The sequence below is a fragment of the Desulforadius tongensis genome (assembly GCF_016907915.1).
GTDB classification, from domain to species: Bacteria; Bacillota; Desulfotomaculia; order Desulfotomaculales; family Desulfohalotomaculaceae; genus Desulforadius; species Desulforadius tongensis.
This window is the reverse complement of the sequence record NZ_JAFBCW010000012.1, coordinates 15785-37400: the sequence shown is the minus strand read 5'-3', so window position 1 is coordinate 37400 and position 21616 is coordinate 15785. Positions and strand designations below refer to the sequence as shown.

Sequence of the window (21616 nt, the reverse complement as noted above, 5' to 3'; positions counted from 1 at the left end):
TTTTTCGGTAGAAAAACTGGCCCTTTTTTATACCACGCCAGAAAAGAGATGCTTACGCTTGGCAGTTACAATATTACATTTTCCCTCCTCACCCCACCTTTTGGTGGGGTTTTTTAGGTATTGAAAACTCAAAACTCAAAAAAGGCGGTGTTAACACTGAAAGACTTATACTGGGACTGGGCTGAAAAGATGATGCAGCCAATACCTGTATTGCACCAACATGCCTTTGAAACAATGAAACTGGCCGTCAAAACGGCTATCGCCATGGGCATGTCCTATGACAGCAAAAAGGTGGTGAACATAGGTATAGCTGCTTTTCTACATGATTTGGGCAAGACTACCTGGCCGAAAGAACTTTTTGTAAAAACACCAATTCTACCGCATGAGTGGGATATAATACGGACCCACCCTTTACAGAGTGAAAAAATAATTAAAGAAAAATGGCCGGATGTGCCCCATGATGTGCTGCGCCTGGTACGCCAGCACCACGAAAGGCCTGGCGGCCGCGGCTACCCGTACGGTATATATGAACCGTCAATTGATGTTTTAGTTCTGGCAGCCTGCGATGTGTATACGGCAATGGTGGCCAAAAGGGATTATCGCACTGTGAAATCCTTTGCCCCGGAAGTGGCATTGGCAGAAGTGGCCAGATTTGCACCGGAACAGGTAGTGGATGCGCTGGCAAAAGCAGCGCAGATCCGTAGGGTAGAAGATCAAGGGCATATTTGCAGCTTGGTTATGAACGAATAATGACCGGACATTATCCGGTCATTGGGTGATCATGGAGAAGTAGTTTTTGATTGTTTTTCGGGAAATCTTCAAGAATGCTATTTCATAATATATAACTGATTATTACACATGACTTGAATTTCTGCTTTATTATATTTTTCATTAAATTTAATGTTTCCTTGAACAAGAATATGTTTTCCTTCTAACTGTTCTTTGGTATATGTGAAATATTTGTAATAACCTGAGAAGATATAGGCGGCAAAAGGTTTTAAACCATCTTGCTCATCAAAATTTATGAACATAATTTTGTTAAGTTTTACCACAGACCGGACTTTTCCATAAACAATAAACCAAGGAAGGTAAAAATTACCTGTTTTACTAATTTCATAAGCTTTATTTTGCTCAATTACTAATTGATTGATAGGTACCATCTTTCCACCGATATCAAGAGCAATTTTCCTTAACTGTTCCGGTGTATTTTGTTGCAAAATTTTAGCAATAGTTGCAAGAGAGGTGATTCTTCTAACTAAACAGTTTTTTCTGTTTGAATAACTTAAAGTATAATTAAGTCTTTTCTTAGAATTATTTTTACTAATTTCACTGATCTCGCCATGAGGTATTCGAGCGATATCATTATTACTAAAATCTACTTTAATAACGTGAAAATCATTTAAGTTGGCTTTATTAATATCAACTGTATACTTATTAAGGGCTTTAAGTGTTTTTATTTGTTTTATTTGTCTTTTCTCAGGACAGTAATCTTCATGAACTGATTTATTACGTCCAGTTGTTCTAAAAAAAGGAACATTATTTCTATTGCCAATACCAACATAAATTACTTCTGCTTTACAGTAACAACAATAAATCTTATCTCCATGTATTAGACGATCATATTCATATGCATTAATAATCTGTCCGTTAGGAAGACGTGCGTTTTGCATATAAAACCTCCTAGGAAAGGTGTTGAAAATGAAAGTAAATCAAATAGTTTATGAGCATCATGGTCTTTATCCTACTTATTACCTCGGCGATGCTTGTTGTCAGCCGACCAGAAATATGATCATGTTTTTGGAAAAGAGTATACCGCAATATACTCACGAAGATGTACTACGCTTTTTGACGGATAAGGAATTCAGGCATTCAGTTGTTGTTCCCTTTGAGACCGACTTTCCTGCATTAATTGATTTAGACAAAAGATGGTATCGCAAGTATGAAAAAGAGATTGGCAAGAAGAATTGGTACAGACAAGCAGTGAGAATTGTATCCAGGTTAATTGAACTTCCTGATCCAACTCCCTTGGAAAAAGGTTCTATAGAAATGGAGATTTACCAGGCTGTACTGAATTCGGAGCAATATATCATTCCGGTCGTTTATAGTAATATAGATGAACTTAATCCTAAAAAATATGACGTGTTTTACAAAGACCAACTGCTAAAATATTTTGATATTTACGGGTTGAAATTTATAGAATTTTATTTTGCCTATTTGGACAATTATGTTCCTTTCATAGAAGTAACCTTTGAACACTACCACACTTGGGAGAAAAGTAAATTTGAAATATATCTTCCTTGCAGCGAGATGAAAAGACTTTATGAAAAAATATACAAGGAAAAGTATCCTAAAAAATATCAGTGTGGTAACTAGTGAAAATATTTTTTTAATTTTATCACAACGAGCTTATAAATAAAAAAAGATTTTTGTTAAAAATATAAGGAGTTGTTTTTTATGCAAAATAAAAAAATGTTTAGACTGAATGAGGATGGGGTTGCAGAATGGATTATTGCAAAAAACAAAAAGCAGGCACTTGAATATGCAGACAGCCTATGGGGTGGCGTAGTCGATGATTATTATAAAGAATTTTTAGAGTGCAACCCAGGAGCAACTTTTGAAGAGTTTGTTGATTATTTTGTTCAAGAAGAACCTTTAAACCGAGAATTTACTCTAGTTAAAGACAATAACTACGTTAAAAGTTAGAGAATGGCTAGAAAAGGCAGAGAAGTGTCCTAGTTACTTTGCTTATGCTTGCTACTAATATACCCGCACGAAAAAGACCGTCAGAGGTTTTCTGTGACGGTTTTATTTTTTTGTCACTAAAAGCACTGGTAAAGGATATATCCAGTGCTTTTTATATTTTAGAACAGAAAATAGAACAGAAAATTAAGGAGTGATTGTTTTATGCAAGCTATAGCCATCGATGTGGGATACAGCCACGTAAAGGCTGTATCCCCTGATCACCGCATAATAATTCCATCTGTAGTGGCCCCATATCGGGAACTGACTTTAGCGGATATGTCAGAAGGCGTAGGTCATACGGTAGAAATACGCCAGGTGAACGGTACGAAAACAAAACATTTCGTAGGAGAACTGGCTGTGCGGGAAGGTAGAGGTGCAACGTTTACGCTAGACCGCCACAAGCACCGGCATCCTAATCACGACATTTTAATACTTACATCTGCCAGACTATTAAACATTCAACCAGGGGCAATATTGGGAGTTGGGCTTCCAGTGGCATACTACCGGAGCCAGCGAGAAGAGCTTTCCAAACATCTTATGAGCCTGCACGCTGAGGTGAAAGTAGACAACGGTTCTTTCAATCGGGTGAGCTTCGGCAGAGTAGTTGTATATCCGCAGGGAGCCGGGGCCCTGCTTACCGCTCCGGACTTGCCCTCAGACGGGTTGGTGCTGCTGGTGGATGTGGGATACAAAACCACAGATTTTGTGGTGGCTGAAATTGCCGGCGGAATAGCGAGGCCGGTATCCAGCCTGTGCGGCAGCATAGAAACCGGTGTTCACACGGTTCATGAGGCAATTTCAGCGGAATATCAAACTCGAACCGGAACGCCATTGGCAGCGGTTGATGTTCACCAACTAATCAATAACAAAGGCAAAATCTTTTTCTATGGTAATGAAATAGATTTATCAGACGCACTTAAAAAAATCAAGGATGCTGTAGCCGTGAACATCATTGACCAGGTAATGGCCCGCCTCGGTGACCGGGCAGCATTTGTGCGCAGGGCCTACCTGGCCGGAGGCGGTGCTGATGCTCTGCCGGCATTAAAAAATATATTTCCCGTCACCCAAATACTCCCTGATCCCCAGTGGGCTAACGCAAAGGGTTTTTTAAGTGTTGTCAGACGGCTAGAAACCGCATGAAATAAGGCTTTAAGGTGTTTTTTTAGTAGTTATGTATGACAGGCGACCGTTTAACTACCGCTTGTCATACATGACAACAAAAAAATAGCCAAAAACCCAGTAATATCAAGGCAAGGGAGTGTATGACATGCCCGATAAGAGACTGGTTATTAGACTGCCGGACACACATCCACTGTGGCAGTACCCGAAAGGGGCAAGAAGCAGGCGAGCAAGGGAAGCCATAGACGCAGCCATGCAGTTGGCGGGTATTCTTGCAGAAATAAAAGGTTATATTTCGGACATAAATACACGGCTGGACAGGCTGGAGAAAATGATTGCGAACGGAAATCCCCGTCCCGTAAAAGAAAACCGGGATAAAGATATACAGTTCGATATAGATGCTTTTTTGGAAATATAAAATATAGCTAAGAGGTGAGAAGTTAATGCGGGTAGGAGTAGACATATGCAACACCATAGCCAATGTGAACTTGGAACTACTACGGCATTTTGAAACAATAACTTTTGAAAAATACCCGTTCCCGGAAGTCCCCCGGGATTTTTTCATGTCCGGGGAAGGATTACGCATTCTCCGGAAAGCCGAACCGTTTCCGGGAGCTGCCCGTGTGTTATATGAGCTGTCTAGCAAGGGGTGTCAAATCGTTTATGTCACAAGTAGAAGCAGGGCGGCCGAATTTATTACCAGAAGGTGGTTAGAGATTCACCGGTTTCCAAAAAGACCGGTATTTTTCGTACCCCAGGATGAAAAGGCAGATTTTGCTGTAAAGAAAAAAGTGGTACTTTTCTTTGAAGATGAGCCTTGTACAGCAACGGCAATGCTTGATGCCGGCATACAGGTACTTCTCAAAGACTGGCCGTACAACAGGCATGTTAAGGGGAAAAACCTCAAAAGGTTTAAAAGCTGGCGGGAAATAAAGATTAGCGACTGGAGGGCGGAAAGAGATGAAAGATAATTTAAAGCGATTAAAACGGGTTGTGATTAAGGAAGAATTTGTGGCATTAACAGGCGACATTACAAAAGCAATACTTTTAAACCAGTTTATATATTGGAGTGAGCGGGTGAGGGATTTTGATAAATTTATAGCTGAAGAAATTAGCAGAGCCCGAAAAAACGGTGTCGAAAAAAATTTTGAGCCAACCAACGGATGGATATATAAAACGGCTGAAGAACTCAGTGAGGAAACTATGCTTAATTTAGCACCTGCCAACATCAGAAAACATCTTAGCGTATTAGTTAAAAATGGGTGGTTAAGCGAAAGAACCAACCCGGAGTATAAATGGGACAGGACAAAGCAGTACCGCGTAAACATTTTAAAAATTCAACAGGATTTATTAAAATTGGGATACATTTTACAGGATTATAAAGTTGCTGTTCCTTTTAACGAATCAGAAATTCCATTTTCTGAAACAGAAAATGCATTTCACGAAACGAAAAATGGAATTCACGAAACGAAAAACGCATATCACGAAATAAAAAATGGATTTCATAAAACGAAAAATCAAATTAACAATTCAAAAAATCAAACCGAACGAATCGTGAAAGCAATACCAGAGATTACATACAGAGATTACAATACAGAAATTAAGATGAATGATGAGGAGGAGGAAGATGCGGCCGGGAAAAGCGAAAAGACAAAACATCGGCTAACCAAAACAAAAACGGATGAACAGCTTTACGATGACTACGAAGAAACAGCAGTCCATTATTTTCAAAAAATCGGTGAAGATGAAAATATACTGCCTTATATTTACCGATGGGTGCAAACTTACGGGAAGGAACGTGTCATGTATGTGGTTGACCGACTAGCTGAACAGGATAAAAAAATTAACAATGTGATTAGGTGGATGGAGAAGGCACTTAAAAAACCGGAAAAATACCCACCCAAGATTAGTTATAAAAAAGACAGCGTAGATACGAAAAAGCGTTGTGGGTTGTACGACGCACTTTTAATGAGTTGAGTTAAACAAAAACGGAAAGGTTGTGTTTGCTATAAAAACTTTAATAATTGCAGAAAAACCATCAGTTGCCAGGGATATTGCTGCAGTCCTGGGCAGTTTCAAAAAAATGGAAGGCCATCTGGAAAATCAGGAGTACCTTGTTTCATGGGCTTTCGGACACTTACTGGAGCTAGCCGAACCCCATGAATACGATGAGAGTCTGACAAAGTGGAACCTGGGACAACTGCCTATTATACCACCGGACTTCCGGCTAAAACCCGTCAGGGAAGGCAGAAAACAGCTGCAGGTACTAAGAAACCTGCTCAATTCTTCAGAAGTAGGAGAAGTTATCAACGCTTGCGATGCCGGTAGAGAAGGGGAACTGATTTTCCGGCGTATTTACCGGCACTGCGGCTGCCAAAAACCAATTAAAAGGCTGTGGCTTTCTGAAGCAACACCGTCGGCCATAAAAAGTGCTTTTCAACGGCTGCTGGCAGGAAAAGAGATGGACAACCTGGCTGCAGCTGCCGAAGCAAGGGCAGAGGCTGACTGGCTTGTAGGTATCAACGCCACCAGAGCCTTTTCCGTCCGACACAACTCCGTCCTATCTGTGGGACGGGTACAAACGCCCACGCTTGCCCTGGTAGTGACAAGAGAGCGAGAGATACGGGATTTTAAGCCGGCAAAATACTGGGAAATATGGGCTGTATTCAGGAAGGAAACAGGCGAAACGTACCCGGGAAAGTGGGTGGGAGATAATAACGGCCGGTTATTTTCCCGGAAAGAGCTGGACGCAATACTGGAAAAAATCAAAGGGACCGGTACAGGTAGGATAACTGGGGTTGATCAAAAGGAATCTGTAGAGCAACCGCCAACGCTGTTTAACTTAAATGACCTGCAAAAAGAAGCCAACCGCCGGTACGGGCTGACCGCTCAGCAGACGTTAAATGCAGCCCAGGAACTCTATGAGAAGTACAAGCTGTTAACATACCCGCGTACTGACAGCCGGTATATTACGCAGGCAATGGTAAGTACGCTTCAGGGCAGGTTAAATGCCCTTAGCGAAGTGCCGGAGTATAAAGACTTAATTCCCAAAGGGCAGTGCCAGCTCGGGAAAAGGTACGTAAACGATGGGAAGGTAACCGACCACCATGCCATTATACCGACAGACAAAAAACCTGATATATCAGCTTTAGGTAAAAACGAACAGCTTGTATATGACCTGGTTGCGCGCCGGTTTCTGGCCGTATTCTACCCGGATGCTAGGTACGCGGTGACAAAGGTTATTACTACCGTCAACGGTGAGAGTTTTACGTCTAAAGGCAAGGTGGAACTTGACCGGGGTTGGAAGGCGGTATACCGGAACGAATCGGAGCAGGAGAAAGAGGATGACGGCCGAGAAGAACAGGCCATCCCGCACCTGGCCGAGAACGAAACGGTGACCGTTCAAAAGGTCGAAACCCCAGAGAAACAAACCAAACCGCCCAAGAGGTACACCGAGGCCACACTGCTGGCGGCAATGGAAAACGCCGGAAAAATGGTTAAAGATAAAGAAATGGCCGATACATTGAAAGCCGCAGGCGGTATCGGCACACCGGCTACCAGGGCGGCGATCATTGAAAGGTTGATCAAGGTGGGATATATACAGCGGCAGAAGAAAACGCTGGTGCCTACTCCGAAAGGGGAAGCACTCATTGACCTGGTGCCGGAACAGGTGAAATCCGTAGAAATGACAGCAGAGTGGGAAGAAGGCCTGCGGCAGATTGAAGAAGGACAGAATGATGCCGGTACATGGTTAGAAAATATAAAAAACTTTGCACGGGAGGTGGTGCAAATAGCAAAGGAACAGGAAGCCAGCAATGCTGTCGGCCAGGACAGGGAGATATTAGGTAAATGCCCGCTGTGCGGTAAAGACGTAATCGAGGGGAAGAAGGGATACGGGTGTAGCGGATACAGAGAAGGCTGCAAGTTTGTCATCTGGAAGGAGATAGCCGGGAAAAAGATCACCGCCAAACAGGCAAAGGATCTGCTGGAAAAAGGAAAAACAGGAGTAATCAAGGGTTTTAAGTCCAAGGCTGGGAAAAAGTTTGACGCGGTACTGAAGCTGTCCGGTGAAGGAAAGGTGGAATTTGATTTTCCCCAAAGAAATATTGAACCTCTTGGTAAATGTCCTTTATGCGGCAAGAACGTAGTCGAGGGTAAGAAAGGATACGGCTGCAGCGGCTACAAAGAAGGCTGCAAGTTCGTCATTTGGAAGGAGATAGCCGGAAAAAAAATCACCGCCAAACAGGCAAAGGATCTGCTGAAAAAAGGAAAAACAGGAATAATCAAGGGTTTTAAATCCAAGGCTGGGAAAAAGTTTGACGCTGCTCTGGTTATGGAAAACGGTAAAGTAGGTTTTGAGTTTGATAGGGGGTAGAAAAGTTGAGAGCAATAGAATTCGTCTTACGGTTGTACAAAAATACAAAGTACAAGGCGTGCTACAAAGAAAACGTGGATCGTATCGGCAGAATATACCTGCCGATATCTTTTACCCGGCAGATGAAAATCGGCGAGGAAATGGTTCTTCAACTGGCACCGGATAAAAACATCTTTCCACCGGGCGGTTATACAGCAACGTGCGTGAAAGACAAGGAAACCGAAAAGAAAATCAGATTCACCGAGGATATCGGGGAAAAGGGTGAACTGGGGGTGATATACATAAGCAAAAACATACTGGATTACATCGGCGCCCGTGACAGGATAGCGGTGCGTATAGCACCGCCGGCAGATGAATTGGGAGGTGAAACTGTTGCTGAAAACTAAAGAGTTGCTGGATAAATTACCTAAACTACAATTACCCGGGTGCGGGTGGGTTCAGGAACATAAAAAAGCAGCACTGATACTGGGAAGCGTGCCGGTTGCCGTGCCGCTTTTTTATTTTGCCGATGTTTGGACAGTGGGGAGTGTGGCTGCCGCGGTACACGATTTACAGCACCATCTGTCAGCCGTTTCAATCTTTTCAACCCCGGAAGAGAAGGCGGTAGCCGCTGCCCACGGGAAAATGCTGCCCTATGTTTTCCGCCACCCATTTAGTGTCGGCTGGGCCTGGTTGAGCAGGCCGGCGGAAATGCTGACGCACCCGGATGTGAAACGCCTGTGGCAGTACCTGAACGTGCTGCTCGGCGCAGGCACGGCCGTCGGTTACCTGTGGTGGCGGAACCGGCAAAGAAACGGCCCGGACCGGGTGCACGGGTTGAAACTTGCCGACAATGCTGCCCTCGGTACAGCGCGGTGGGCCGCGCTGCGGGACGTAAAGCACCTGTGCGAGTTTGGCCCGCCTAAAATCAGGGGCAAGGATAAAGGTTCCGGCGGAATAGTCCTGGGGAAGCTGGACGGGAAAATCGTCCGGGTGATACCCGGGAAGTCACCGAAGGGCAAACCGGGCCTGGCCGGACATGCTGCCATATTCGGCGGCACCGGTTCCGGAAAATCGTTTTCCTTTGTTCTTTCTAATATCGTGGCAGCTGTTGCAGATGGGCAATCATTCATTTGTACCGACCCGAAAGGAGAGCTGGCCGCTACCACCGCCAGGTGGCTGAAGAAAAAGGGGTATGAGGTCCGGATTTTCAACCTGACCAATCCCGCCGTCAGCCACCGGTGGAACGCCATTTCCGAGTGTGGGAATGACGCGGAGATAGCGGAAATGGCGGCCTGCCTGATTCACAATGCCGGAAAGGATGACAGCACATACTTTCTTGCAAAGGAAGTTCAGCTGCTTGAGGCTTTGACAGGACTCTTAAAGGGCGATTTCCCGGCGGAACAGCAGCACCTGCGGGCGGCTATGAGCTTGACTGCGTGGACAAAAGAAGATCTGGACGTGAAATTTAAAGCCGCGTATCAAGCGGGAAAAATCAGTGCCACCATTTACGAACGCTGGCGCGGCGTGGCTTCGGCAAACTTTGACCACGCAGTGTCGGGCCTGTCGGCGAAACTGAAAATCCTGACCACGGAGCCGCTGGCCGCGCTGCTGTCGGAACACGAGATTAAGCTGGGTGCAGTGGGCCGCAGAAAGACAGCCCTGTTCTGCGTTATACCGGTCAGCGGGGAAGGAAAGGTGCTGCGGCCGATTTTGTCCACCTTCTATATGTTCCTGTTCAAACGCCTGTACCGCCTAGCTGATCAGCACAATGGAAAACTACCGGTGCCGGTACGTTTTCTTTTGGATGAGTTTGCCAACATTGGGCAGATTCCCGGGTTTTCGGAGATCATTTCCACCGCCCGCAGCCTCGGTATTCACATCCAGTTCATTCTACAGGGCCGCAGCCAGCTGGACGACGTGTACGGGCCGAACGAGGCCAAGAATATACTTGCCAACTGCCCGACAATACTTCTTTTAGGGGTTACCCCCAGTGATCAAGAAACAGCAAGTATGTTTTCACGGATACTGGGTAAGGCAGCAGTGGAGGGTAGATTTGAAAAAGAAGATTTAACCATACCAATGGTTCATTATTTCAAGTTTGCAGAAAAAACTCAAAGTGCAATAAAAAGATCATTGATGGAGCCTGATGAGATAACAAGAATGGATCCACTGGACTGTATAGCCCTGATTCAATGGTGTTATCCGCTATACCTTAAAAAACTTGGTTGGGTTAAACTGCCCCAGGCAAAGAAAATAAAGAAAGCCGGGAAATTGGAAGTCAGCGAACTGGTGCCGCCGAGAAGTTTTGAAGTGGATTTGCCGGAGATTATTGATTCTGCTACCACCCTAACTAAAAGTCGTACGGTTATTAGTTATAAAACTAAAAAAGGTCTAATGGAACTAAAAAGTAATGAGTGGTAGTTCACTGCTCAGGAAGGAGATTGCTTCATCAACAAAACATGGCCCGCCTTTCATCCCCTGCCTTCTACACAAGCAAGAAAGGTTCAGGCAGGGGATGCCGGCGGGAAAATAAAAAATAAGGAGGATTATTGACACATGAAAACACTTTTACCGCCTGAAAGAAATCTAAACGATCAATTAATTGATTATTGGAATATGCTTTACGATGCTAAAGATAGAAATACCATTTTAACGGCCGCGGTAATTGCCACTAGAAGACATGAAACATTGGAAGGCTTAGTATGGGAACTGGAGTTTAATGACATTCCGAACATTCGAGGACTAGTACCGGCTAGTGAAACCGGCCTGCCGACCGAAAGAATGATGAACTTCTTTGTGGGAAAAGAAATTAACATCAGAATCAAAGCTATAGATAAGAAAAGCAACCTTGTAGCCTGCACCCGCCGGGAGATAATAGAAGAAAGCAAGACATATTTAATTAACATAGCAGAAGAAGGGTTGGAATTTGAAGCTCAGGTAGTATTCGTCACCGATACATGGCTGGGCGTAGACATTGGCGGTGGAGTTATCGTCAGTTTTAACCCCAGAGAAGCCAGGGTTTCAAAATCTATGCAGCTGGACGAACTGTACAGCGAAGGTCAATATATAAAAGCAGTTGTAGATAAGGTAGATAAAACCACTGGAGAAATAGCGGTTTCGCTGGTCGACCCGTGGGATCACGTCCGCTATATGAGGGGAGATGTTGTCACCGGTACAGTGGTTCGCCTCGGTATAAACAATATATTTTTAGCCCTATGTCCGGGGGTTGTGGGGATTGCTCCCTACCCGGTAAACCAAAAAAGACCTAAATTAGGAGATAGGTTGGTATGCAAAGTAAATAACTTTAACCCAAAAGAAAAAACGATAAGTTTAGCACTGTTTGATCCAGAACTCATTAGAGGAAGGAAGAAAAACCGTGCTTATTGGCAGCAAAAGAAAACAAAGACTATAGCTAAAGAATAATTATTGTGGTATTATAATTATATTCCAATATTTAGGAAATTGGAGGTGATTAAGCTGTTACCGAAACTCACAAAAGTAACATATGAGGAATTTCTGGAAATGGATAACAGTAGTGAAGATAGATTAGAGTATATTAACGGAGAGGTGCATTTACAATCAGCACCATCTGTTGAACATCAAAGAGTGGTAACTAATCTATCTACGGAATTTGGCATCTATTTTAAAAATAAAGAATGCAAACATTTTGTTGCACCTTTTGATGTTGTTTTTCAAAATGAAACAGAAAAGCATAGAGTTCAACCAGACATAACTGTTATTTGTGATAAGAGCGGTTTTAACGAAAATAACTATACAGGAGTACCAACAATTGCAGTTGAAGTATTATCTCCTTCTACGACTTCAAAAGATTATGTTATTAAAATGGATTTATACATGAGGTTTGGAGTAAAAGAATACTGGATAGTATCACCAAAAAACAAATCAGTAGAAATTTTTACCTTAGAAAACGGGATTTACTTAGAACCGGTAGTGTATTCAAAAGATGATACAGTAAAATCAAGCATATTCACTGATTTATCCATACAATTAAAAGATATTTTTATCAACGGAGAATAATGGGAAACCGCACGGTCTTGTGCCTGCGGTAATTCACTTGACACTCCCCGGCTTTAGCCGTGGGGAGTGTCAAATGGAGGCATAAAAAATGCTGTGCAATTATGATTCCGATTATTTTTTAGAGTCAATAGAGTCAATTGAAGGACGAAGGTATTCAAATATTAAGAAACCTTTAGTTAATAGAAATATATCAAAAGACGATGTGGCTGGATTTTTTAGGATATTTGCTCTTGCAGAGGAACACAAGTCAGTACTTAAAATTATAAACCAGTTTCAGATTGCTGATACCGATATGATAATTTCAGGTACAGGCCTAAAATTTAACAGGTTTAAAAAAATAAAAGAATTTTGTATTATAACGGGTCTAATATTTGAAAACCATATAAAAACTGAAGATAGAGAATACTTTTGGTATATGGTCGATACAGGAGGCGTATATGCCCTGGATGACATGGGTGAAAAATATAATTCATTGCCGTTTACCTTATCTTTGGAACAGAAATACAAACTATATCTTAAAGCAAATTTTGTATTCACTGTATCAGGGTATTTCACCATGATAGGCCACTACAAAGTAAAAGATCGGAACGGTCAGGTATATAACATTGAGCTTTTAGAAGACGTTAAAGTTTCTAAAATACCTAATTACAGATCTACAATTTTCTTGGTAAACCGAAAAACACTGGATGCACTGAATATAAACAAATACGCAAAAAATCTAGCTAAACAACTGAATGGCAATGAGAATAAATTTTTTGACGTAAACCAGAAACAATTTTTAAATATTATGGGTTGATTTTTTTAAAAAAATCTGATAATTTTAAAGTGTGTACTTAAAGCTAAGGTGCAGTCAATCACAGAGTGAAATTTTGGCTGTACCAGGAAGACCGGCCATTGTAGTAATCGAGTTACTACAGTCTTCCATGCCGGCAGCATGATAAACAGCGTTTATCATGGCAAATGCAGGCATTCACACTACACCGGTGAGTGGCCGCGCCGGGAATAAGGCACAAAAAAATCCCTAGCTGTTAGCTACCCCCATTATAACAGTCTAGGAGGAGCTTGGCTCAGTGGGGAATCAGAACCCAACACTGGTAAATCCAAGTAGAAAATCTGTAACCGTGCAGTAATGCGGCATCCGGCGGGTGTGCTCCGTCGAGGGGGGATGCTAGGTTGCAGGAAGAAACGGCACCAACCCCCGTGCAGGGTTTTTGGGGTTTTCACCGCCACGGGGCTGAGAGGTAAGCAGAAACCTAACCACCGGTAAATGTGTAGCCCGCACACCCGGTGCTGAGGCGGCGGCAACGCAGGGTGAAAGTGCAAGGGTTGAAGTCCGGGTATGCCCATGCACTGGATAGAAGGCCGGACAAGAAATTAAGAAAGATTTGTGAATTCTTTTCGAAAGATGAAAGACACTTTGGCAGATTTGGCGAGCAAAAAATTTTCAGCTTGCTCTGCTAGGTGTCTTTTTGTGTTTTTTGGCCCCACGGGCGTTAAATCAAGCGTCCGTGGGAGAAAGCCCCGGACGCTTATTTTATGTTAGAAAGGAGCGTGCCGGGAATGAGAGGAGTAAGTGAGAATGACAAGGGAAGAATTAGATCGTCAAATTGCAGAAATGACATGGGAAGACCAGAACTGGCTGTTCAACCGGATTATGTGTCGGCTGTGGCCGGAACTGGCAGGAAAGAAGGTGGTCTTTCATGAGGCCACTGGATTCTATGAAGACGATGACGGCTACACCGAAGAAGACGATGAGTATTTTAAAAGAAAATGGGAAGAAGCAAAAGGTTAGTAGAAAAGGTGTATTTGCACCGGGAGATGTGATAACTGTAAAAGATATGCTGTACAGTGATAAACCGGGAAGCAAAACCAGACCCGCAGTAGTGTTGAGTTCACTTGAACACAACACCATTAGACTGGACTTGGTTGTGGCAAAAATATCAGGCAGTACGGCTAGAAATCGCTGGGAAGTAAATATTAAGAAGTGGCCGGAAGCAGGTCTTAGAAAGCCATCGAAAGTGGTCACAGATCATTTAACGGTGGTGCCAAAGGCTTCAGTAAAATTAATTGGTCATATGGACACTGAAACTTTGGCTGAAGTTAAAAATAAAATTGGCTTGCTTCTTGGTTTCTAAGAATCTAGGTACGTAATAGGGGCCTAATGCCCGTAATCCAAACACTTTAAGGAGGTGAATGGATGCGGGCGCAAGGCCCGTGTCTGGAAGAATGGAAATAAAAGGAAATAGACGGGATTTAGACGGGATTTACTTAAAAAATGGCTTGAAATAGGTAACCGTAATCCTTGGATTAGGGAAGCCTATGACCCGCCATTCTCAGAGAAATCCTTCTATTGCTGCGAAACGTTGAAAGAGCTGTATTCTAAGATGCAAAAGGGCAATTGGTGCCTGGGGAAAGCATTTTACCTCGGTAATATAGCTTTTATTAACCAGGTTGACGGCGGTGACGAATGGTTGGTCATTCGAAATGCGTTGCCCTTTGAGAGTATTACTGTAAAGTATTTTAGTTTTGATGAGTTCACGGAATTTTACAAGAGAATTATAAAAGCTTCCGACGAACAGTTAAAAAAGCTGGAATATTAACTCTCCCGCCGGGAAGTCCCCGTCCGTAAGGGCGGAAGGAAGGGTAGTTCACGAGAAAACCTAGGCCAACGGCCTGTAATCCTACACTAACTAAAAGGAGGTGGAGGATACGGGCCGAGGCCCGTGTCCGGAAGAATGGAAAGATTGTGTCCGTTTAGAAAAAAGAAAGTTACAATTGATGCGGACGAGATTGAATGGGAAGAACACTTTATGGAATGTGTAAAAGAAAAATGTATGGCCTGGCAAAACGGCTGCTGCGGTTTGGCTCAGGGCATAACATTCATACCTACTCCTACAGTAGTGGAGAAAGAACAACCCTCGCAGAAATCTGAAGAAAAGAAACAGGAACAGGCCAAATACCGCCGTATGAGTAATGGTGCTTTATTTGCGGTATTTGTGACGGGGTAAGACAATCAGAAACACGGAAAGAGACCGTAATTTAAGGGTTATTAAACCTTAGCGGTCTCTTTTTGTTTTTTAGAAAGCAAATAAAAAAAGAAAGGATGGTAATTAGTGAACAAAGTGATATTAATCGGAAGACTGGCGCAAGACCCTGAACCCCGGTATACTCCTAAAGGAGTACCCGTAACAAGGTTTCCATTAGCGGTAAACCGGCCGTTTACCAACCAGCATGGAGAAAGAGAAGCAGACTTTATCAACATCGTTACCTGGAACAGGTTAGCAGAAGTAACTGCCAACAATCTGCAGAAAGGCCGCAAAATAGCTGTGGAAGGCATGCTCACCGTGCGTTCCTACACCGACAAAGAAGGAGTTAGAAGGAAAACCGCCGAAGTAGTAGCAAGAAGTATTGAGTTTTTAGACTACCCGAAAGATGACGAGAATGTAAACGGTAGTATTGCCGAAAATGAACCCGATTTCAATGATGAAGATGTACCGTTTTAGAAAGGAAGGGGGATATATATGGATAATACCAAGTTTCAAGAACTGGTATTACAGCAGCTGCAAGCTTTAACCAAAGGTCAGCAAGCTCTGGCCGAAGGCCAAGAAGAAATTCGAAATAACCTAAACAAACTAGAAGGCCGTATGGAATCGATGGAAGGCCGCATGGAATCGATGGAAGGCCGCATGGAATCGATGGAAGGCCGCATGGAATCGATGGAAGGCCGCATGGAATCGATGGAAGGTCGTATGGAATCGATGGAAGGTCGCATGGAAGCAGTAGAAAACAATCAACTCCAATTAGAATCTCGCATAGAAAATCAGGTCATTGAAAAGCTCCGGGGTTTATATGATGACAGAGAAGTCCAAAATGATCGGTTTAAACGTATCGAAAGTAAGTTAGATAGTATTGAAACAAACACCAGTTATCTTGTGGCAAAGGTAGCTCGGTTAGAAAGCCTGGCAAAATAAGTAAAATAACTTGAAACTATAGCAAGAATAAGCCTGTACCGGCAGGATAGAAGAAAGAGAACGATTACCAAAGTTTTACTGTTGAACTTTGGGCGTTCTCTTTTTGTTTTTTTAACTTTCCCGCCGGGAAGGAGGAGTTTAGAAAGTTAAAAGGCCGTTCCGGCCGGAAATCTATCCAACGAAAGGAGGGTAGGTACCGGCTGGAGGGGCCGGTACCGTAATTATGCAAATAGCATTATGGGAAGATAGAAATAAAAAACCGGCTACAACATTAGCCAAAAGGCTAATGGAATCAAAAGCAATTTATAAAATTAATAAGAACGATACTTCCGGCATGGCGGTTTTACTCACGTCTATATTGGGAAATATTCCCGATGAGACAATGATGTACTTATTATCTAAAAAACTGTCGGAAATTATGGAGATGACTAGAGAAGAGTTACTGCAGTTAAAGGGAATTACACCCAAATTAGCATCAAGATTGATTGCTGTTTTTGAGATCCACAGAATGATACAGAAAGAAAAACAAGAGAATAAAGTTACTATCCAAACTCCTAACGACATTGCAACACTTATGGATGAAATACGTTACTTGGACAGAGAACAGTTTAGAGCTGTTCTCTTAGATACCAAGAATCAGGTAATAACCATAGAAACTATTACTATTGGAATATTGGATTCATCATTGGTACACCCAAGAGAAGTGTTTAAAAGTGCAATTAAACGCAGTGCAGCAAGAATTGTGTTAGTGCACAACCATCCAAGTGGTGACCCAACACCAAGTAAAGAAGATATAAATATCACTAAAAGACTAATAGAAGTGGGAAAAATCATCGGTATTAACATTTTAGATCATCTAATTATCGGTGACGGAAGATTCACAAGTCTAAAATCAGAAGGGCTTATGTAATTAGTTAGGTAGGCGGCTCATGCCGCCCAAAACCCGAAGGAGGTGAAGGGCGGCACTGCTGCCGCTTAGATTATGAAAATGAAAACAGCCAGAAATCTTGAGCCGTTGCAGAGGGTTAGTTACCGGTATCCATGTCCTATATGCGGCAAGCCTGACTGGTGCGGGTTCAACTCAAAAATTGCAATCTGCATGAGAGTGCCGAGCAACTACCCTGTGCGAAACGGTGGTTGGCTGCATAAGCTGGAAAGCGCACCAGTATATATACAGGGAGTAACCCGTGAGAAACCGGTACCAGCAGCACCGATGGAAGTTCGGGACAGGGTGTATAGGGACTTTTTAAGTCTTCTCAGCCTGTCTTCGGAACACCGTAATGAATTATCGGTTAATAGAGGGCTGCCGGAAAATGTTATAAAGTATTTTCGGTCAGTTCCCAGGGCTGAACGCCCCTGGTCGATATGTAAAAGACTTATTGACAGGGGACACAGCCTTGAGGGTATTCCCGGGTTCTACCGGGCTGAAAACAGGAGAGGTGGCTGCTACTGGACATTCAGCATGAAACCGGGGTTTATTATTCCCATACTTGATACGGACGGCAGAATACAAGCTCTACAAACCAGGCTGGATATTCCGGATAGCCGTGGAAAATACCGGCTGTTCAGCAGCTCAAAGAAAAAAGCTGGCTCATGTTCCGGAGTACCGGTGCATGTGGCAAAGCCCAATAAACTAACTGACCGAAGAATTTGGATAACAGAAGGCCCTCTAAAAGCGACCATAGCAAGCCAGTACCTGGGTGCTGTGGTGCTGGGGCTTATAGGGGCTACAACGTGGAAGCCGGTATTAGAGGTGATTGAAAAATACAGGAAAGCGGAAATAGTTATCGCCTTTGACATGGATCAGACCCAGAATGTTTGGATTGCAAGGGCGGTAAGAGAACTAATCAACGAACTGGTAAGCCGTGGTTGTAAAGTTATGAAAGCTGTTTGGGCTGGGGCCAAGGGTGTGGATGATGCGCTTTTAGCCAAAAAAAAGTTAGCCCAAAAAAAGATAGTGATAATAAATGAAAGGGGGAAGGATACCGGCTACCGCCGGTATCAAAAAAGTGAAAGGTATCGAAAAGCAATTAATAATTACCCGTCTAAAACGGATAAAAGAAAACGGAGAAGAAGCATTTGAAACATATAAAGATACAGGTAATTCTTATGCAGCCAAGGCAGGTGCATTATTGGGCAGTATTAATGCTCTTATAAAAGATATTGAGAACGGAGACTACGACATAGAAAGATAAATAAAGGAGGTGCCCGCCGGGGATTATTACTCCCCGGCAAGGGGTACCCCGGCAAAAATAAATGGAGCAAACAAAAAGTTTAGTGATTACGGAAAGTACGGAAAGCAGCCATAACGACCGTGACTTGCTTATGGAAACCTACGATGCGATAGACCGGTTTATGGAACGCAGGTTGTTTCCCTTCATGTGTGTTGCAGTGCCAGTTTACCTGGCAGCACATCTGGTTGTTATGGCGGTACGGTAAAAAGAATTCCCCCGGTTCAACCGGGGTAGCAAACTCCACATTAGTATTATAAAGGCCTGGCGGGATGCCGGGCCTACCCCGCAGGGGAACGCTACCTGCGGTAAAAAACGTCTCACCTTCTTTCCCCAGAGAAGGTATATATTTCCCACTCATGTGAGTGCGGAGCTTCAACGGCGATGACCAGGATCTGAGACGGCCTGCGAGTGCGGCTAAGGGCCCGGTCGTGAGCGCTAAAAGCGCATGGGCGTGTAGGGGGGCTGTCATACATTCGGAATGAAATGACGAATGTATGGACATAGCCGGAGACACGGCGGCAGCCGTGACGGCGGTAAATAGCGAAGCGCCTGGCCGGCAGGCCAGGTGATGAGGGGTACGACCGGAGGGTCGTTTATTTAGGCCGAAGGTATAAATAAACGACCCGGAGGCTTGGCATGCATACCCTTACTTTTCTATTGTCTTTTTGCGGCAGCAAAAAGGTAATAGAAAAGTAAGGTGAGGATTCGGTTAGGTCACGGCGGCAGCCGTGCATTTTTACCGACCGGAGGGAGGTTTGGTTTTGGGTAAAAGGAAAACAATTTTCCGTCAGGTTGACCAGCTTTTTTCCATGAGCCGGAGGTTTGGTGAATCGAAGGTTAAAATAAAAAATCAGGGGAAGTTGGCCGGGGCTTTGGTTGGTGCTAAGACATATGATGATTACCGGGCAGCGTGCATGCGCTGGGCAGAAGATTTGGCCGAGAGGCGCGGAACTAATAAATTTCGTATTTGCGATGTTAAACCGGATGAAGTTAGGAACTTTCTCGAACGGGTGGCTTTGACTCATCGCCCGGAGACTGTTCATCAATATACTGCGGCTTTACAAAAATTAGAGCACATGGTCAATGCCAGATTTGGGAAAGTCAATTGGAAAATTAAAGAGTTTAAAAAGCCTAGACGTAGCCGGGAAGATGTAACAGTGCAGCGTGGCCCGGCTTATACTCCGGAAGAGGCTGACAGGTTAATTAAAAGAATGGCTGAAATAGATCCGCGTGCTGCAGATGCACTGAAATTTATTCGGGCTACCGGCTGCCGGGCAGAATCTATTTTTGGCCGCCAGGTCAAAAGAGGGCAAAAAGTTGTTATTAACGGTAGGGTGATTAAAGAGGCTAGTGTTACAAGAGATTACACTAAAGCAGTTACTGCAGATAGAATAGACTTAAAAAATGGTACAGTAACGCTTTGCGAGAAAGGTGGAAAATGGCGTACTGTTAAGTACGATAGGAAGTACCAGGATTTAATGGAAAAATTAGTTCGGGAAAGCAAAGGTGGGCGTATTTTCACAGGGTTGAAGCAGCCCACTATGTATAGAAGAATTAAAACCATTTGTTCAAAGGAAGGATTTGAAGGCCGGGGCCTGCACGGTATGCGGAAAACTTTTGCAGTGAAGCGGTATGAGGAATATACGGAGAGGGTAAATAACTTAATAAAAAAGAAAGATTGGCGAACTTTAGCTAAGGAATTTTCTATAACTAATCAAAAAGCCCAATCAATGTGTAAAAGGCCTTATAAAGAAACGGTAGATAAAGTGGCAAGATTAAAATTGACGAGGGATTTGGGACATAACCGGGTAGAGGTTACTTATAGGTATGTTCCCAGAGGTAGTTCACTTAGTTAGTTTTTTAACTTTCCCGCCAGGGATACCTTTTAGGTTAATATGCTAGAGCGTTCGGTTCGGGACCGAAAGGCCGCAGGTTCAAATCCTGTCATCCCGACCAGTAAAATAAGCTGTGAAAAAAGAACCCTGAAAGAGTATTCAGGGTTCTTTTTTTGTATAATTGTACTGTAATGTGTGACTGTGTCATTTTCTTACACACACTGCAAAGGGGTGAGGTAAATAAGCAGTTCGATACTGATATTTAGTTTTTTGATATTGATTTTAGATATACTTACCACATTAGAATACTTTAAAACCGGTGAAAAAGAAATTTTAGGGGAATTTACTGCTGCTGTCAATGAAAGCCAAAGGTTATTAGGTGAAGAAACCCTTAATAAACTGTTTGCTTTTGTTTTATCGTTGATTTCTTTTTCTTACTCGCTATTTTATACTGTCACCGGCAGCATCTACTATGAACATGATGTTATAGTACCTTTTATGCTGGCGGTAGTATTGTTTATATCAACTGCGGTAAATACCTACCGCTGCATAAAGGTATTAAAGTATAAGAAATTTGTTATTACAAAATTAGATAAACTTTTAATGCCCGTATCAAGTGCTTATACGCTGTATTTTATTTATTACTATGTTACTAATTAAAACGATGGCTTACCCACCCGGCAGTTATTAAACTGGTGGATGTGAAAACCGTGGGGACCGGTGGCGGCTTGTCATCTGCGGCCGGTTGATACGGTGGGATACCGGTGACATCCACACAAACCCATGTTCCACCGGGAATGTCTTTAAACTGCACAATTCCGGTGATTTGCGGGGCCAGTGAGCCGCCTTTTTTTATGTTATGGGAAATAGAAGAAGATGGTGATCGGCCAATGGCTGCATTACCATCTTCTTTTTTGCTCCCACTGGTTTTAAGGAAAATTTTTTCAATATTAAGGTGTAACAGGTGGCGCTGCAGCAACATATTATCTTTATTGTTAAGAGTTGTTAGATATAGTTAACATTCTTAAACATCATTAATTATCGTTGATCTAAGAAAGGGGGAACTTAAAATGGCCGGTTCCAAAACATTGAATCAACTGCCTGTGGGATCTGCGGCAGTGGTGAGAAGGGTTAATGCCGGGGGAATAATGCAGAGACGGCTGTTGGATTTGGGATTGGTGCCGGGAACCAGAGTGGAAGCGGTGGGGCGCAGCCCGCTGGGCGATCCCATTGCTTATAATATTCGCGGGGCAGTAATTGCGCTGCGTCAAGAAGAATCCAGTCTAGTGCTGGTGGAATTGGAGAGCTGAGTGAAAGCTG

At 43.3% G+C, this 21616-nt stretch carries 27 protein-coding genes; 25 read left to right on the top strand and 2 right to left on the bottom strand.

Going from position 1 to position 21616, the window contains the following annotated elements; genetic code table 11:
- The first annotated feature begins 120 nt into the window (after positions 1-120).
- Entirely contained in the window at positions 121-750 is a 630-nt protein-coding gene (locus JOC37_RS06450) for an HD-GYP domain-containing protein (protein ID WP_238480794.1), read from the top strand.
- Positions 751-827: 77 nt separating this feature from the next.
- On the opposite strand, the gene JOC37_RS06445 is transcribed toward JOC37_RS06450, so the two are convergent.
- Positions 828-1670 (bottom strand): hypothetical protein, encoded by an 843-nt coding sequence (locus JOC37_RS06445; RefSeq protein WP_204617266.1) that lies wholly within the window; start codon positions 1668-1670, stop codon positions 828-830.
- A gap of 28 nt (positions 1671-1698) precedes the next feature.
- On the opposite strand from JOC37_RS06445, the gene JOC37_RS06440 reads away from it, so the two are divergent.
- The 23 genes from JOC37_RS06440 to JOC37_RS06330 all read left to right on the top strand — a co-directional run bounded on the left by JOC37_RS06440 (position 1699) and on the right by JOC37_RS06330 (position 20956).
- Entirely contained in the window at positions 1699-2373 is a 675-nt protein-coding gene (locus tag JOC37_RS06440; RefSeq protein WP_204617264.1) for a hypothetical protein, read from the top strand.
- An 81-nt stretch (positions 2374-2454) separates the two neighbouring features.
- Positions 2455-2703, top strand: a complete 249-nt coding sequence (locus JOC37_RS06435; RefSeq protein WP_204617262.1) for a hypothetical protein — start codon at positions 2455-2457, stop codon at positions 2701-2703.
- Positions 2704-2904: 201 nt separating this feature from the next.
- The gene (locus JOC37_RS06430; protein WP_204617260.1) at positions 2905-3882 is read left to right on the top strand and encodes a ParM/StbA family protein; all 978 of its coding nucleotides are present in this window, start codon (positions 2905-2907) and stop codon (positions 3880-3882) included.
- A 127-nt stretch (positions 3883-4009) separates the two neighbouring features.
- Positions 4010-4279, top strand: coding sequence for a hypothetical protein (locus JOC37_RS06425; protein WP_204617259.1), 270 nt, complete (start codon positions 4010-4012; stop codon positions 4277-4279).
- Positions 4280-4304: 25 nt separating this feature from the next.
- Positions 4305-4832, top strand: a complete 528-nt coding sequence (locus tag JOC37_RS06420; RefSeq protein WP_204617257.1) for a 5' nucleotidase, NT5C type — start codon at positions 4305-4307, stop codon at positions 4830-4832.
- Positions 4822-5838: a hypothetical protein gene (locus JOC37_RS06415; RefSeq protein ID WP_204617255.1), complete on the top strand. Its 1017-nt coding sequence runs from the start codon at positions 4822-4824 to the stop codon at positions 5836-5838. The genes JOC37_RS06420 and JOC37_RS06415 overlap by 11 nt, the downstream gene beginning before the upstream one ends.
- A gap of 22 nt (positions 5839-5860) precedes the next feature.
- Positions 5861-8236 (top strand): DNA topoisomerase 3, encoded by a 2376-nt coding sequence (locus JOC37_RS06410; RefSeq protein WP_338017352.1) that lies wholly within the window; start codon positions 5861-5863, stop codon positions 8234-8236.
- A gap of 5 nt (positions 8237-8241) precedes the next feature.
- Positions 8242-8622: a hypothetical protein gene (locus tag JOC37_RS06405; RefSeq protein WP_204617253.1), complete on the top strand. Its 381-nt coding sequence runs from the start codon at positions 8242-8244 to the stop codon at positions 8620-8622.
- A complete protein-coding gene (locus tag JOC37_RS06400; protein WP_204617251.1) occupies positions 8609-10639 on the top strand; it encodes a VirD4-like conjugal transfer protein, CD1115 family in 2031 nt (676 codons plus the stop codon). Before JOC37_RS06405 ends, JOC37_RS06400 begins: the two co-directional genes overlap by 14 nt.
- Before the next feature lie 135 nt (positions 10640-10774).
- Positions 10775-11641: a hypothetical protein gene (locus JOC37_RS06395; RefSeq protein ID WP_204617249.1), complete on the top strand. Its 867-nt coding sequence runs from the start codon at positions 10775-10777 to the stop codon at positions 11639-11641.
- A gap of 45 nt (positions 11642-11686) precedes the next feature.
- Positions 11687-12256: a Uma2 family endonuclease gene (locus JOC37_RS06390; RefSeq protein ID WP_338017351.1), complete on the top strand. Its 570-nt coding sequence runs from the start codon at positions 11687-11689 to the stop codon at positions 12254-12256.
- An 88-nt stretch (positions 12257-12344) separates the two neighbouring features.
- Positions 12345-13052: a hypothetical protein gene (locus JOC37_RS06385; protein ID WP_204617245.1), complete on the top strand. Its 708-nt coding sequence runs from the start codon at positions 12345-12347 to the stop codon at positions 13050-13052.
- Positions 13053-13829: 777 nt separating this feature from the next.
- Positions 13830-14048, top strand: a complete 219-nt coding sequence (locus tag JOC37_RS06380) for a hypothetical protein (RefSeq protein ID WP_204617244.1) — start codon at positions 13830-13832, stop codon at positions 14046-14048.
- Positions 14008-14391, top strand: a complete 384-nt coding sequence (locus tag JOC37_RS06375) for a type II toxin-antitoxin system PemK/MazF family toxin (RefSeq protein WP_204617242.1) — start codon at positions 14008-14010, stop codon at positions 14389-14391. Before JOC37_RS06380 ends, JOC37_RS06375 begins: the two co-directional genes overlap by 41 nt.
- A gap of 249 nt (positions 14392-14640) precedes the next feature.
- Positions 14641-14856 (top strand): hypothetical protein, encoded by a 216-nt coding sequence (locus tag JOC37_RS06370; RefSeq protein WP_204617240.1) that lies wholly within the window; start codon positions 14641-14643, stop codon positions 14854-14856.
- Positions 14857-14991: 135 nt separating this feature from the next.
- Entirely contained in the window at positions 14992-15264 is a 273-nt protein-coding gene (locus tag JOC37_RS06365) for a hypothetical protein (protein WP_204617238.1), read from the top strand.
- A gap of 105 nt (positions 15265-15369) precedes the next feature.
- Positions 15370-15759 carry a single-stranded DNA-binding protein gene (locus JOC37_RS06360; RefSeq protein ID WP_204617236.1) on the top strand — a complete coding sequence of 130 codons (390 nt, stop codon included), beginning with the start codon at positions 15370-15372 and terminating at the stop codon, positions 15757-15759.
- A gap of 18 nt (positions 15760-15777) precedes the next feature.
- Positions 15778-16227: a hypothetical protein gene (locus JOC37_RS06355; protein WP_204617234.1), complete on the top strand. Its 450-nt coding sequence runs from the start codon at positions 15778-15780 to the stop codon at positions 16225-16227.
- Between the two features lie 220 nt (positions 16228-16447).
- Positions 16448-17137, top strand: a complete 690-nt coding sequence (gene radC, locus JOC37_RS06350; protein WP_420797281.1) for a RadC family protein — start codon at positions 16448-16450, stop codon at positions 17135-17137.
- A gap of 213 nt (positions 17138-17350) precedes the next feature.
- Entirely contained in the window at positions 17351-18310 is a 960-nt protein-coding gene (locus JOC37_RS06345; protein ID WP_338017349.1) for a DUF3854 domain-containing protein, read from the top strand.
- Between the two features lie 173 nt (positions 18311-18483).
- On the top strand, positions 18484-18666 hold the full coding sequence (locus tag JOC37_RS06340; RefSeq protein ID WP_204617232.1) for a hypothetical protein: 183 nt from the start codon (positions 18484-18486) through the stop codon (positions 18664-18666).
- 556 nt (positions 18667-19222) lie between these two features.
- Complete coding sequence (locus JOC37_RS06335) at positions 19223-20317, top strand: hypothetical protein (protein WP_204617230.1); 1095 nt, start codon at positions 19223-19225, stop codon at positions 20315-20317.
- Positions 20318-20572: 255 nt separating this feature from the next.
- Positions 20573-20956 carry a hypothetical protein gene (locus JOC37_RS06330; protein WP_204617228.1) on the top strand — a complete coding sequence of 128 codons (384 nt, stop codon included), beginning with the start codon at positions 20573-20575 and terminating at the stop codon, positions 20954-20956.
- On the opposite strand, the gene JOC37_RS13590 is transcribed toward JOC37_RS06330, so the two are convergent.
- Entirely contained in the window at positions 20949-21275 is a 327-nt protein-coding gene (locus JOC37_RS13590) for a hypothetical protein (protein ID WP_204617227.1), read from the bottom strand. The genes JOC37_RS06330 and JOC37_RS13590 overlap by 8 nt on opposite strands.
- A 91-nt stretch (positions 21276-21366) precedes the next feature.
- On the opposite strand from JOC37_RS13590, the gene JOC37_RS06320 reads away from it, so the two are divergent.
- Positions 21367-21606: a FeoA family protein gene (locus tag JOC37_RS06320; protein ID WP_204617225.1), complete on the top strand. Its 240-nt coding sequence runs from the start codon at positions 21367-21369 to the stop codon at positions 21604-21606.
- Positions 21607-21616 lie beyond the last annotated feature (10 nt).